Origin of the sequence: Priestia sp. YIM B13490 (genome assembly GCF_042787735.1) — a bacterium.
Taxonomy (GTDB): Bacteria; Bacillota; Bacilli; order Bacillales; family Bacillaceae_H; genus Priestia; species Priestia megaterium.
Window position 1 is genome coordinate 43,002 of the sequence record NZ_JBHZOT010000009.1, and the last position, 13,334, is coordinate 56,335.

Here is a 13,334-nt window from a genome sequence, read left to right on the forward strand (position 1 = left end):
AATCAAATTGCGAGTTTCTAACAAGGTAAGTGCTTACACAAGTGTGCATGATAAGCGCTCTTTCAGCTTATATTCAAGTGGTTATGAAAAACAGTTGATTTCCCCATTAGAAACTGTCAAGCTTAAGGAAGAAAAAAATCTTAGAGGAAAGAATATATAGGTGACGAATATGATCGAAATAAAAGCGTCTGCGATAAGCGACGGAGAATTTAACAGAGGTGTATTTGCTAAGCAAGATATTAAAAAAGGAACGCTTATTCACGAAGCTCCTGTTATCGCTTATCCTAATAAAGAGCATGATTTTATTGAGAAAACAACACTAGCGGATTATGCTTTTGAATATGGAGTGAATCATACGGCTATTCTTTTGGGATACGGTATGCTGTTTAATCACTCGTATACACCCAATGCTACGTATGAAATTAATTTTGACAATCATACCTTTGATTTTTATGCATATACGGATATCCAAGCAGGAGAAGAAATTCTCATCAACTATAATGGAGATGAAGATGATCAAGAGCTCCTTTGGTTTGATCGTGAAGATGAAGAAGAACAAAAGTAAAAAGTTAAGCCCATCGAAAATCGATGGGCTTTTTATTATGCTTTTTTATCTGGATACATAGTAGAATTCAAACGGATGAATTGGTAAATATGCGTAATAATAACTTTTAAAACGGCATATCCAGGGACGGCTAAAATGATACCGATGATTCCGAATAAGTTTCCGGCGGTTAGAATGACAAAAATGACGGTAATCGGGTGAATGTCTAAGCTTCTTCCCATAATTTGCGGAGATATTACTTTACCTTCAAGCAATTGAACAACTGCCCAGACAATGGCTAGTTTTACAAGCATGAAAGGAGAGGTAATAAACGCAATAATAATGGCTGGAATAATGGCGATAATAGGACCAAGGTAAGGCACAACGTTGGTTACCATGGCGATAATCGCTAGAAGTAATGCATAATCTAATCCAATAATCAGATAGCCAATGAAAAGCAGTACACCTATACAAATCGCAACAAAAATTTGCCCGCGAATATATGCGCTTAATGCGTGGTTCATGTCGGCTAAAATGAATTTAGCTTCAGAACGAGAGCGGTTTGGAAGCAGTTTTACAATGTAATTAGGTAAATTTTTCCCATCTTTTAACAAGTAAAAAAGAATAAAGGGTAAAACGGCAACCGATAATATAATTTCTGTAATGGTGCCGACAAAGTTCACAATACCGCTTGAAAATCCAGAAACATATTTACTCAAGTGTTTTGATGCATCTTTTGAAATCTTATCTAGGTCCGTGTTAGCCGACTGAAGACCTTGTTCGACATATCGGTTATTCGAAAGGTTCGTCACCGCATGCTGAACGTCATGCGTCAGCTCTGGGATATTATCAATAAGACGGTCAACTTGATTTTTTAGAGGTGGAATAACCGATGAAATAATAATGGCTAACGCGCCGATAATCACTATGTATAAAACAAGAATGGAAATAATTCGTTTTACACCTTTTCGTTCTAAAAAGTCAACAAGCGGATTAAATAAATAAAAGCAAATTCCTGCTAAGATAATCGGCAGTGCGATTGTTTTAATAAAAATAGAGATAGGAATTAAAATAAATCCGATTTTTGATAACGAAAAAATAGTCATGCTGAGAATAAAAATAATAATTGTATATACAACAAATTTATTATTTAAGATTTTCTCTCGGAAAAAAGTTCCTTTCTGAGGTCTAGGTTCCAAGCTGTTCAACTCCTTTTAAAAATAAATGTATAGTTATCATACCCTGATTTAGACTAATTTAAGAGGGTTTTTTACAAAGAAGTGTGCATACTAGTAGAAAATCTTCTAGAAAGAAGGGGTAAAATCATTGAAAGAAGACAAGCAACCATCGTATGATGATTTCTCTACAGTAGAAAAAAGCCATGAGTATATAACCGCTGAAGAATTTCCAGACGGTCCTTTCGGCTCTCCTGTTAATCAAAAACTGGGGAAATCTACTTCATGGGAAGAAGGGCAGCGAACGTATAGCGCATTTAATTATGAAAACAAAAATCTTCATGAAAAAGCGCAAAGATTATTTCCAGGCGCTCATCCTGTACATGATAACCCAGAGGAACATGAACAAAATCCAAGTTAATGTCTTTATTATGCTCTGAATATATTGCCCTATCTTTTTGCTGAATTATGTTGACAATAAGCAATTTAGCCTGTAATATAAAACGTAACTTATCACTGTTTCTACAGGATTCGACAAAATTTGATTTACTTAAACTTGTGATCTCAACTTCTATTTACAGCTATTAGAGCGCTGTAAGTAGAAGTTTTATTTATGTTATCGATCAAAAAGAAAAAAGCAGGTCTGCTCAAGCAGGCCTGCTTTTTTTATTATTGAACAGCGTCAAATTTATTTACTTTCCACTGAGAATTAGATTTATAGAATGTGACAGTTCGTTTTACGCTGCCGCCATCTACAGTTGGAACTGTGAATTCATAAGAGCGAACTGTTGCTGTTTGATACACAAGCTTTGTTTTTGCTTTTGACCACTCTAACATGCTGAATCCGTCGCCGATTGGATGTGCAAGTTTGCCGTTATATGTCATATAGCCGTAATTTGTTAATCCTTTTTCTACTGCACTGTTTGTAAATGTCTCAGATAAGTAGCTTGATAGCTCAGCTTTTGTATCAAATTCAGGGCAAAGATACACGTACTCAGTTCCTTTATATTCAAATGTACGTTCTGTACATGGTTTGTTTTTATAACCGTGCAGAGCACTCCAGAAATGATTGCTGGCACTAGCTGCAATTTTGACAGCATTTGCATCCGTTAGTGTTGTAGATGTTGTTTGTGCTGTAACTCCAGTGCTTAGTGTAAAGAAAATAGCGATTGATGATAAAACTAGTCCAATTTTTTTCATTTCTAACTCACTCCTAATTAATTAACCTTATTTATGTAACAATTATGTGTTTTATATTTCTTTTGTTACATTTATATTACAATAAATTTGTAATAAAAGAAAGTGTTTTGTCTTTTTTTCTTAAATTTTTTTAGTTTTTTACTAGTTTCTAAACTAGTTATAGTAAGGGAATTACCAGTTAAAGGTTGATTTATCAACGTTTTCAGGCGTTTCTTTCTACTTTTTAATCTTTTTTTCAAAAAAAGATTGTTTGTAACAAAAATGTAATAAAAGAAGCTTAATACCTTTACGATACAGAAAAATAAAGATAAAACAGTGAAAGATCGATTCTAAAAGTTTGTTTTCCTTTTTTAGGCATATTTCTTTTTGGGTTTTGAGGTTTTTAGTAGAGTAGATTAAAAGGAGGCGAAATGATGAAAGGTATTATACATAGTGAAAAAAGTGGAATAGCAGGCATGAAGTACAGAAATCTTCAGGAGATGCTCCCTGAAAGAGGAGAAGTAAAAGTAAGACTAAAAACAGCAGGTTTAAACCGGAGAGATTTATTCGTTATGAATAATCGAGGCAAAGGAGATAAGCCGTTTATCCCCGGTTCAGACGGTGCAGGCATTATAGAAGAATTGGGAGAAGGCGTAAAAGGTTTAAAAAAAGGAATGGAAGTAATTATTAATCCAAGTCTAGAGTGGGATTGTGTAGAACACGTTCCACTTACACCTAAAATTTTAGGCGGTCCATCACATGGAACATTTGCAGAGTATGTAATCATACAAGCGAATAACGTTGTACAAAAGCCATCTTATCTATCTTGGAAACAGGCGGGAGTTCTTTCATTATCCGCTTTAACTGCTTATAGAGCTCTATTTACAAAAGGCCAATTAAAAAAAGGAGAGCACCTCCTTATTCCCGGTATAGGAAGCGGAGTCGCGACCTATGGATTGTTATTCGCAAAAGCTATCGGAGCTAACGTAACAGTCACTTCTAGAAGTGGTGAAAAAAGAAAGCAAGCTCTAAAGCATGGAGCGAATTATGCATTAGATAGCGGAAGCAACCTAAAAGAAGAAACCAACAATAGAAAAGTAGATATCATACTTGATAGTGTGGGGGCAGCTTTATTTCCTGCTTATTTTGAAATATTAAAGCCAAATGGAAGAATTGTTAATTTTGGTGCAAGTTCTGGAAATGAAGTTGAACTACCTCTAAGAACCATTTTTTATCCTCAATTCAACATACTTGGTACGTCTATGGGAAGTCAGGAAGAATTCGTGGACATGATGGATTTTATAGAGAAACATCAAATTAAACCAATCGTCGATCGATTCTATCCGCTGTCAGAGGCAGTTGCAGCCTGCGAACGATTAGATAAAGGGAAACAATTTGGCAACATAGGTTTACTTATTTCGGAATAAAAAAACCCCCAGCGCTAACTGGGGACTTTTTTATATAATCAAACGTTTGTTTAAATGAAAGAAACACGGTAATAACAGCTTTTTAGCGCTTTTTATCATAACCACCAAGCCAATAAAAAAGTAACCAACCCTCCTAGTATCAAAAATCCCATGCTGTATTTGAGCGTGTATTTAAACAGTTCACCTTCTTTTCCAGCCAGTCCCACTGCTCCGGCAGCGACGGCAATTGATTGAGGAGAAAGCATTTTAGCCATCACGCCGCCGGCAGTATTGGCCGCTACGAGAATAACTGGCAAGACATTAATTTGCTGAGCTGTAGTTAGCTGCAAGTTGCCGAACAGCGCATTATTTGATACGACAGACCCCGTTAGAAATACGCCGATCCAGCCAAGAAATGGAGATAAAAATGGAAAATAAGCGGCTGATGTAGCGAGCGCCAATCCAAGTGTAGAAGACTGTCCTGAATAATTTGAAATAAAAGCAAAAGCAATGACCATCATAATAGTAATAATAGGTCTTGATAATTCTTTTACGGTTTCTAAAAGAGTGGTCCATGCCACTTTTGGCGATACGTTAAGCAAGAAAACTGAAAGGATACAAGCAATAAGAATCGCTGTACCTGTTGCTGCAAATACGTCTATTTTTAAGATAGCAGCGTAAGGCGTAGGATCTTTTACTAAAGGCGCTGCTTTAATTACGTGATTGTGTAAAAATGGGACGTTAATAAGCAGGTTCATATGTTCAAGCATTTTTTTGACAAAAGAAATGCTCCAAGCCGTAACGAGTATCGTTAATAGAATAAAAGGAGACCAAGCCTTTAAAATCTGTTTTGGTGACAGGCTGAAGCTTTTAGCTGCTGCCGGGCTTGTTCGTTTAATATAAAAAGCAAGAGCAAGTAAACTCACAATAGAAGATGTGATATTTGGAAGTTCAGGGCCGATGTATGTAACAGTTAAATACTGTGTCAGTGCATAGGAAACGGCTGTGATGCTCGTTGCTTTCCATACGTCTTTTAATCCTTTTATCCCATCCATAATAAAGACAAGTAAAAAAGGGATAAGAAAAGAAATAATCGGAAGCTGCGTGCCAAGAAAATGAGCAATTTCTTTTGGATCTATGCCAGATACTTGTCCTGCGACAATAACAGGAATCCCCATGGCGCCAAACGCTCCTGAAGCTGTATTAGCAATTAAACATAGCGCCGCTGCTTTTAACGGTTTGAACCCAAGTCCAACTAAAAGCGCTGCTGTAATGGCAATTGGAGCTCCAAATCCCGCTGCCCCTTCTAAAAAAGCATTAAAGGAAAAAGCAACAAGCAGCATTTGCAAGCGGGGGTCATCCGTTATTGAAATAATAGATTGTCTGATGGTAGTAAACTGTCCGCTTTTGACAGTTAGCTTGTATAAGAACACCGCTCCGATAATAATATAGCTGATGGGCCAAAGTGCATACAGAAACCCATAGCCTGTGGCTCCTAAGATCATTGAGGCAGGCATATCATAAAAATAAATAGCAATAATCATAGAAAGAAGCACCGTAATACCAGCAGCAATATGTCCTTTTAATTTCAAAAGAGTTAAAGCAATAAAGAAAAAGATAATGGGGATGAGTGCAATTAGTGCAGAAAGCCAAATATTATCTAACGGATTATATACCTGAGTCCACGTCATATTCATACACCTCTACTACATATTTAAAACAAGGGAGCGGGGGAGTCCCCCGCAAAAATCTTTAGATGTTACACAAAAGCTCTGTCGCGAGTTTGCTTAAGTATGCTAGCAGAGTGCTCGAGCTGCTGCTGTTCGTGAGGGGTTAAATTCAATTCAATAATTTGACGCACGCCGTTTTTATTAATGATAGCTGGTACGCCGATATACACATCAGAAATACCATATTGTCCTTCTAATAAAGCAGATACTGTTAAAATAGAATTTTCATCATCTAAAATAGCCTTGGTAATGCGTACAAGCCCCATTGCAATTCCGTAATAAGTCGCTCCTTTTCGATTAATAATATGGTAAGCCGCATCGCGGGTTTGTTCGAATAGATGCTGCATATCCGGTTCTTTTTCAATAGCGGCAGTATTGATAAAATGTTCGAGCTTCACACCGCCAATTTGCGCGTGGCTCCAAACAGGAAATTCCGTATCTCCATGTTCCCCCATAATATAAGCGTGGACGTTGCGAGAATCTACTTCGAAATAGTCGCTTAACAAGTAGCGGAAGCGAGCTGTGTCAAGAATCGTTCCTGAACCAATTACCCGTTCGTTTGGTAATCCTGATACTTTTTGTGTAACATGTGCGAGAATATCAACTGGATTTGTTGCCACTAAAATGATGCCGTCAAATCCGCTGTTCATAATATCTTTTACAATGCATTCAAAAATTTTAACGTTTTTTTCAACTAGATCTAAGCGTGTTTCCCCTGGAGCTTGATTAGCGCCCGCTGTAATAACTACTAAATCAGCGTCAGCACAGTCTTTATAATCTCCAGCCCAGATTTTCATCGGTGTGGCAAATGGCATTCCATGATTGATATCACGTGCTTCACCTTCTGCTTTTTCTTTGTTCATATCGATTAACACTAATTCATTGGCAATACCTTGATTCACCATTGAAAAAGCGTAGCTTGAGCCAACAAAACCAGTTCCGATAACAGCAACTTTTCGTGTTTTTGGTGTGAATTGTGTTTTCATTTGTATCATCCTTTGAATTTTATTTTGTGATGTTTTTCACAATGTTAGTGTAACAAGAATAAATTGCTTCAGCTGTGATAAAAATCACACCCTTTAAAAAATAGTAAACAATTTTACAGGGCGATTTTAAAAAATGTCCTTCTACATGAAGTGCCACATTTAGAAAGATCTTAAACGTTTAAAGTGTTGAGTAAAGGCAACTTGTTTTGCAGAAAGCTAAAGAGTTTAACATTCTCTATTTGTATGTTAGCAGCCAATAATGTTTCTATAGACCCACACGAAATCCATTTGTTACACTAAGTTTGCTTATTTTGAATAAAGGAGTGGAAGGGATGGAGAACTACTATGAGCAAGCCCAAAAAGGTGCTTGGGTTAGTATCTTATCATATATCTTTTTATCAACATGTAAACTTATCATTGCGGGTGTCACCGCTTCCTCTGCATTAAAAGCCGACGGTCTTAATAATGTTACAGATATTATTGCATCGATTGCCGTCTTGGTCGGCTTAAAAATCTCTAAAAAACCTCGTGATAATGATCATCCCTATGGACATTCCAGAGCGGAACATATTTCTTCACTTATTGCTTCTTTTATCATGATGGTCATCGGACTAGAAGTATTGGTTGATGCGGGTCAGTCATTATTTATGGACAAATCTGAAGCTCCTAATTTACTGGCTGCTTGGGTAGGTCTTGGAGCGGCTGCTATTATGGGTGGTGTTTACCGATATAATATTAAGCTTGCTAAAAAACTTGATAGCCAGTCTTTATATGCGGTTGCTAAAGATAATTTGTCTGATGCACTTGTGAGTATAGGGGCTGTTGTGGGAATTTTCGGCTCACAATTCGGCTTGCCATGGCTGGATGTGGTAGCTGCTTTTGCTGTGGGAATTATTATTTGTAAAACAGCCATTGAGATTTTTAAAGAAGCGGCTCATTCCTTAACGGACGGATTTGATGAAGAAAAGTTAGGGCACTACAAAGAAAGCATCGAGCTTGTAGAAGGTGTAAAAGAAGTAGAAGATGTGAAAGCGCGCAAGCTTGGTAATCAAGTCGTGATTGATGTAACTGTTAAAGTAGACCCCCATTTAAATGTTATCAAAAGCCATGAAATTGCCGATCAAATTGAACATATGATGAACGATGAGCATCAAATTAAAGATACGCTTGTTCATATTGAACCTGATGCATACGAAAAGCAAAAATAAGACCAGCACGTTCTTTCGTTATGAAAGGATGCGCTGGTTTTATTTTGCGGGAATTTGAAATAAATCACAAAAACTTCTTCAAAAATGAAAATGAAAAGCCGTTATTAGTAATATAAAGGTTTTTGTAGAAGGGTGAGGGAATGAAGAGGTTAAGTGCAAAGCTCGTAGTATTTTTTAGTATTTTTATAGCTATTTTATTATTAGTTGTTTCAGGGGCTGTTTATCAATTTACCAAAACGCAAATAGAAAAAGATGTAGAAGTTCAGTCTCAAAGTCAAGTGAAAGAGTTAAAAGAAACCATTCATACATACTTAGACATGTATAGTCGTTCTTTGCTGACGTATAGTGAAAACGATGTAATTGTTAATTTTGTTAAGCAGGAAGGAGATCAAACAAACCAAGAGAAAAATCCGTATTTTACATGGAACACAGTTCAAAAAGAGTTTACGCAGTTTAAAGAAAAGTATCCAAACCTAGCACTTGAATACATAGGCACTCAAAATAAAGGAATGTATTCTGTTCCCAAACAAGAGTTTGGTTCAAACTATGATCCGACTTCAAGGGTATGGTACAAACAAGCAGTAGAATCACCTAATGATGTTGTTTATACGGATCCATATGAAGATGCAGCAACAAAAAAGACGGTCGTGACAATTGCAAAGGCTATTTTAGATCCAGATACTAAAAATGTACTGGGCGTTATAGCTACTGATTTAGACTTAGATGCATTAAAAAACATTGTAGGTAAAGCAGAAGTAAATCACGGTGGGTATGCATTTTTATTTGATCAAAATGGCACAGCGCTCGTTCATCCAACAGAAGCTGGGAAAAATTTGATGAATCAGCCATTTATGAAAAAAATGTACGAAGCAGACCGGAATAGAGATTTCATGAAGTATACCTTTCAAGGTGAAGAGAGAGTCATGGCATATGATACTCTCGAAGGGACGAATTGGAAGATAGGAAATGCCTTTATTTATAATGAAATGCTCTCAAGCGCTCATCATTTACTGACTGTTATTGTCTGGATTGCGTTAATTGGAATCTTATTATCAGTGGTGTTAACCATCTTTTTCTCAAGAATTATTACTAATCCAATTCGCCGCTTGAAAAATGAAGTAGCCAAAGTAACAGCTGGCGATTTAACGGTTCAGGTGAAGACGAAGTCAAAAGATGAAATTGGTGAGCTTACTCATTTATTTAATGATATGGTAGTCAAAATGAAAACATTGATTGGCACGGTTCAGACGTCTGTTGAGACAGTAAAAACGTCTGTTGAAGACTTGAGTGCCGTATCTGAAGAAGCAACTGCATCCAGTGAGGAAATCGGCCGGGCTATCCATGAGATTGCCAGCGGTGCCACGCAGCAAGCTTCTGACGCTGACTCTACTAATCATAAAACGATGAGTTTATCTTCGCAAATTGAAGAAGTCATTGAACAAAATGCACAGATTAATAAAATGACGATTGAAGCTGTAAGCATCAATGAAAAAGGTTTAAAACAGATGCAGCTCCTTCGCAACCAAACCACTGAATCGTCTCAAACGATTCACGCTGTTCAAGCTGTAATGGAAGAGTTAACAAATAAGATGAAAAAAATTGAATCTATTATTTTCACGATTAATAGTATTTCAGATCAGACAAATTTACTTGCATTAAATGCTAGTATTGAAGCAGCTCGTGCAGGAGAACATGGCAAAGGATTTGCGGTAGTAGCTGAAGAAGTGCGAAAACTTGCTGAACAGTCCTCTCAGGCCACTGAACAAGTTCGCCATACGATTGCAGCGATTCAAGGTGAAGTCGCTGCTGCGCGTGAAGAATGCAACCGTACAGAAGAGCTTTCAAAGTCTCAAGACTTTGTGGTAGGAGATACAGAACGAGCTTTTCATGAAATTGCAACTACGATTGAACAAGTGGCGGCGGCTGTCGAACATGTGACAAGCAGCATGGACAGTATCGATGAGCATAAGGAAGACGTGGTAGCGGCAATTCAAAGCATAGCAGCCATTGCACAGCAATCAGCAGCAGGAACTGAAGAGATTACCGCTTCCACAGAAGAACAAATTAGAGCTATTTCTACTGTTTCTCAATCAGCGGAACATCTGCAAGAGATTAGTGAAGAATTGGCGAACTTGATTCGTCAATTTAAAATTCAATAGAAAAAAAGAGGCTAGGACAAAAGTATTTTAGTTAAAGGAAAATCCGAACGATGAATTGAGATTCTTGATAAAGAATTCAACTCGTTCGGATTTTTTTATTGATATGGTGAACGCAGGTTTCATGTAGGTATCTCAAGCGGTTCAGCGCACTTCTTCTATTTGTTTGCCCTTAGCTGGTTGTGTCTTAACCTCTCTTTTATATTTAATAGGAAAGCAACTTGCTGTAAGGCAAAAAGACTTGCTGAGTTAGAGGTGCAACAGCTGAGACGCGCTGATGTGTAAACGGATGTATAAAAGAAAGCTTAATGGCATGTAAAGCTTGCTGCTGCTCTTTTAATCTCTTTCCTCCATAAAGAGTATCACCAAGTAATGGATAGTTGATGTGACTCATATGAACACGAATTTGGTGAGTGCGTCCAGTTTCGAGCGAAAGTTCAATAAGTGTTTCGTTTTTTGCCGTATTGCGTTTTAACACCCGATAACGTGTTTTGGCAGCTTGTCCCGTTCTAGATACTCGTCTTCTTGTAGCGTGATGACGATCACGTCCAATGGGTTCATTGATGATTCCGTCCTCTTTTTTTATGATTCCTTGGACGAGGGCAATATAAGTCCGATTAATTTTACGTTCAGCCAGCAGCTGATCAAACACGGAGCTTGCTACAAAATGCTTCGTGAATAAGATAGCACCTGATGTATCGCTGTCCAAACGGTGAACGTGTCTAGGCTTTGTTTTGAGGCCTATTTTTTGAAAATAAGCAGCTACAGCGTTTAAAAGAGTTTTTTGGTCTTGTTCTGATGAAGGATGAGTATCTAGGTTTATGGGTTTGTTTACGATTAGTACGTGCTCATCTTCAAACAAAATCTCTATATCAACATTGTAAGGTGTTATTTCATTAGGCTCTGCTTCAAAAAAAGGAAGTGACATTTTATCATGTTCCTTAAGAGTGTTTCTCCATGGTAAAGGCTCACCGTTTATAAGCACATTTTTCTTCATCCGAAACTGATGCAGCGTTTTTTTAGGAATCCGCCATTTCGTTTTTAAATACTCTTCAATTGTTTGCCCTGCATCATTTTTTGCGATTTTATCTTCTAGCCATTGGCCGTGTATACTCATATTTAATCCCTTCCTTACATACTAGTAAATATCCTTTAATCTTTTAAAAGAACTTGTAAATAATTAGGAGGAAATAACTACCTGAAGTTCTCGTTTTATGTTTATGTTATGCTAAATAAAGAGACATAAGTTAAGAGAAAAAGGGGGGGTAACCATGAAAATTGCCCAAGCAGCTCCGCCAGAAATGGAGAATTACATAGAAGAGTTGACTGAACAGCTTCGCTATGACTTGTTACCTCGGTATGTATCTGTAGATAAGCTTAATCCTGATGAATTATTAAACCCAGATTATTGTACAGACCATTTATATAATGGCTTACTCGATGAAGCATTGCAAGTCATTAGTAGCCTTCAGACAATAATTGCCGTGATTGAAGCGATTCAACACCGGCCGATTGAAGAAAGCGACTGCGAGCAATTCGAAAAAAATATTGCAATTTTAAAAAAATACGGGTTCTTATTTCCTGTTTCCATTGAGTGTTTTGCAAAAGAAAACAATTTGATTACGTATTCGTATGAATCGTTTTATAATTCATACATAAATTAAAGAAAGAGGCTGGGACAAAAGCATTTTAGACGAAGTGAAGAACGAACCATTGATCGAGATTTTTGATTAGTGGTTCGTTTTTTTGTTATGGTAAACGTAGGATTCATTTAGTTGTGTCTCAACTTATTTCTTTTTATTGGTATATTTCAGATTTCAATTGGACATTCAAAAAGAGCTTGTGATATGGTCAAACTTGTATAAATCCATCACAAAAAACAAATAGGAGCGAAAACATGACAAAAGCAAAATTATGTTTTATCGGTGCAGGCTTTCACGCATCAACGAACATTTATCCGTCCGTTATTGAAGCGGGAGCAGAAATTAAAGCAATTTCCACACGCAGTATGGAAAGATCAAAAGCTGCTCTTCAGCGATTTGGTAGCAGCGGTACGCCATACGATGATTATAAGGAAATGCTGAAGCAGGAAAAGTGCGACGGAGTAGTAGTTGTGGCACAGCCTGAAGATCATCCTGCTTTGGTGCTTGATTGCATTCGAGCGGGAAAAAATGTTTATGTGGAAAAGCCTTTGGGGCTGAATGAAAGGGAAGCAAAAGAGATTTCAGATGCTGCTAGGGAAGCTGGCGTAAAAGTAATGGTAGGTTTTATGAAGCGCTATGCACCTTGCTATATAAAACTAAAAGAGCTCATTGAAGAAGGAAAACTAGGAAACGTCCGTTCATTTCAAGCGAGGTTTGCTGTAGACAGTACCCCTTTTTGTAAAGATGAAGAGCAGTTTATGAAGCTTGCTGCTATACATATTGTTGATCTTGTCCGTCACTTGTTCGGCGAAGTCGTTCACGTGGCAGGGTTCAGAAATAATCATGGTGAGTATATTTCAAATAGTATTTCGCTGAAGTTTGAAAATGGCACTGTAGGGAGCCTGTATTTTACTGGCATGACAGCGTGGTCTCGCGAAAGCGAAAACTTATTAGTGACATTTGACAATGGCTTTGCTTTTGCTGATGAAGTAAACGCATTGACTATTCACGAATCTCAGACTTTTGATGATTTACCATGGAAGTCATTAAAAGAAAGCGACCGTGTGTTTACACCTTCTGCTTCTCCAATGTCAGGAGCATATCGAGATCTTTACCTTCGTGGATTTGTTGGAGAGATGGCTCATTTCATTGAGTGTTGTACAAGTGATAAAGAACTTCTTTCCAGTGGAAGTGACAATGTAAAAACCATGAAATTATGTGATCAAATACTGTCATCTTTAATGTAAAGAAAGCTTTAAAGAAAAGAATGTACGATGAATAAATTTCTGCAAATTATGTAAAACATA

General features: G+C 37.2%; 12 protein-coding genes. 7 read left to right on the forward strand and 5 right to left on the reverse strand.

The features are described 5' to 3' along the window. Window positions 1–169: 169 nt before the first annotated feature. The gene (locus tag ACFX4R_RS22500; protein WP_025753011.1) at window positions 170–565 is read left to right on the forward strand and encodes an SET domain-containing protein; all 396 of its coding nucleotides are present in this window, start codon (window positions 170–172) and stop codon (window positions 563–565) included. 35 nt (window positions 566–600) lie between these two features. Here ACFX4R_RS22500 and ACFX4R_RS22505 read toward each other — a convergent pair whose 3' ends face one another. Continuing rightward, window positions 601–1,743, reverse strand: coding sequence for an AI-2E family transporter (locus ACFX4R_RS22505; RefSeq protein ID WP_013081622.1), 1,143 nt, complete (start codon window positions 1,741–1,743; stop codon window positions 601–603). Between the two features lie 127 nt (window positions 1,744–1,870). Between ACFX4R_RS22505 and ACFX4R_RS22510 the strand changes: the two genes are divergently transcribed. Next, window positions 1,871–2,140: a hypothetical protein gene (locus ACFX4R_RS22510; protein WP_014461729.1), complete on the forward strand. Its 270-nt coding sequence runs from the start codon at window positions 1,871–1,873 to the stop codon at window positions 2,138–2,140. A 248-nt stretch (window positions 2,141–2,388) separates the two neighbouring features. Here the strand turns inward: ACFX4R_RS22510 and ACFX4R_RS22515 are convergent, their stop codons facing one another. Further along, a complete protein-coding gene (locus tag ACFX4R_RS22515; RefSeq protein WP_162215214.1) occupies window positions 2,389–2,919 on the reverse strand; it encodes an IseA DL-endopeptidase inhibitor family protein in 531 nt (176 codons plus the stop codon). 413 nt (window positions 2,920–3,332) lie between these two features. Between ACFX4R_RS22515 and ACFX4R_RS22520 the strand changes: the two genes are divergently transcribed. Then, entirely contained in the window at window positions 3,333–4,325 is a 993-nt protein-coding gene (locus tag ACFX4R_RS22520) for a zinc-binding dehydrogenase (protein WP_043981681.1), read from the forward strand. Between the two features lie 95 nt (window positions 4,326–4,420). Here the strand turns inward: ACFX4R_RS22520 and ACFX4R_RS22525 are convergent, their stop codons facing one another. Both ACFX4R_RS22525 and ACFX4R_RS22530 read right to left on the reverse strand, forming a co-directional pair. Then, a complete protein-coding gene (locus ACFX4R_RS22525) occupies window positions 4,421–6,001 on the reverse strand; it encodes a lactate permease LctP family transporter (protein WP_043981682.1) in 1,581 nt (526 codons plus the stop codon). 62 nt (window positions 6,002–6,063) lie between these two features. Next, a complete protein-coding gene (locus tag ACFX4R_RS22530) occupies window positions 6,064–7,020 on the reverse strand; it encodes an L-lactate dehydrogenase (protein WP_013081626.1) in 957 nt (318 codons plus the stop codon). A 332-nt stretch (window positions 7,021–7,352) separates the two neighbouring features. On the opposite strand from ACFX4R_RS22530, the gene ACFX4R_RS22535 reads away from it, so the two are divergent. After that, entirely contained in the window at window positions 7,353–8,228 is an 876-nt protein-coding gene (locus tag ACFX4R_RS22535; protein WP_043981683.1) for a cation diffusion facilitator family transporter, read from the forward strand. Between the two features lie 140 nt (window positions 8,229–8,368). Then, on the forward strand, window positions 8,369–10,387 hold the full coding sequence (locus tag ACFX4R_RS22540; RefSeq protein ID WP_162215215.1) for a methyl-accepting chemotaxis protein: 2,019 nt from the start codon (window positions 8,369–8,371) through the stop codon (window positions 10,385–10,387). Between the two features lie 202 nt (window positions 10,388–10,589). On the opposite strand, the gene ACFX4R_RS22545 is transcribed toward ACFX4R_RS22540, so the two are convergent. Further along, entirely contained in the window at window positions 10,590–11,501 is a 912-nt protein-coding gene (locus ACFX4R_RS22545; protein WP_043981685.1) for an RluA family pseudouridine synthase, read from the reverse strand. Between the two features lie 154 nt (window positions 11,502–11,655). Here ACFX4R_RS22545 and ACFX4R_RS22550 point away from each other — a divergent pair, with 154 nt between their 5' ends. Beyond that, entirely contained in the window at window positions 11,656–12,048 is a 393-nt protein-coding gene (locus ACFX4R_RS22550) for a YhcU family protein (RefSeq protein WP_013081630.1), read from the forward strand. Between the two features lie 233 nt (window positions 12,049–12,281). Further along, window positions 12,282–13,274, forward strand: coding sequence for a Gfo/Idh/MocA family protein (locus ACFX4R_RS22555; RefSeq protein ID WP_043981686.1), 993 nt, complete (start codon window positions 12,282–12,284; stop codon window positions 13,272–13,274). Window positions 13,275–13,334 lie beyond the last annotated feature (60 nt).

Bases quoted from the DNA above. Each gene is read 5' to 3' on its own strand.
- ACFX4R_RS22550 (WP_013081630.1), top strand. From the start codon at position 11,656: ATGAAAATTGCCCAAGCAGCTCCGCCAGAAATGGAGAATTACATAGAA.
- ACFX4R_RS22530 (WP_013081626.1), bottom strand. From the start codon at position 7,020: ATGAAAACACAATTCACACCAAAAACACGAAAAGTTGCTGTTATCGGA.
- ACFX4R_RS22515 (WP_162215214.1), bottom strand. From the start codon at position 2,919: ATGAAAAAAATTGGACTAGTTTTATCATCAATCGCTATTTTCTTTACA.
- ACFX4R_RS22520 (WP_043981681.1), top strand. From the start codon at position 3,333: ATGAAAGGTATTATACATAGTGAAAAAAGTGGAATAGCAGGCATGAAG.
- ACFX4R_RS22525 (WP_043981682.1), bottom strand. From the start codon at position 6,001: ATGAATATGACGTGGACTCAGGTATATAATCCGTTAGATAATATTTGG.
- ACFX4R_RS22535 (WP_043981683.1), top strand. From the start codon at position 7,353: ATGGAGAACTACTATGAGCAAGCCCAAAAAGGTGCTTGGGTTAGTATC.
- ACFX4R_RS22555 (WP_043981686.1), top strand. From the start codon at position 12,282: ATGACAAAAGCAAAATTATGTTTTATCGGTGCAGGCTTTCACGCATCA.
- ACFX4R_RS22500 (WP_025753011.1), top strand. From the start codon at position 170: ATGATCGAAATAAAAGCGTCTGCGATAAGCGACGGAGAATTTAACAGA.
- ACFX4R_RS22545 (WP_043981685.1), bottom strand. From the start codon at position 11,501: ATGAGTATACACGGCCAATGGCTAGAAGATAAAATCGCAAAAAATGAT.
- ACFX4R_RS22540 (WP_162215215.1), top strand. From the start codon at position 8,369: ATGAAGAGGTTAAGTGCAAAGCTCGTAGTATTTTTTAGTATTTTTATA.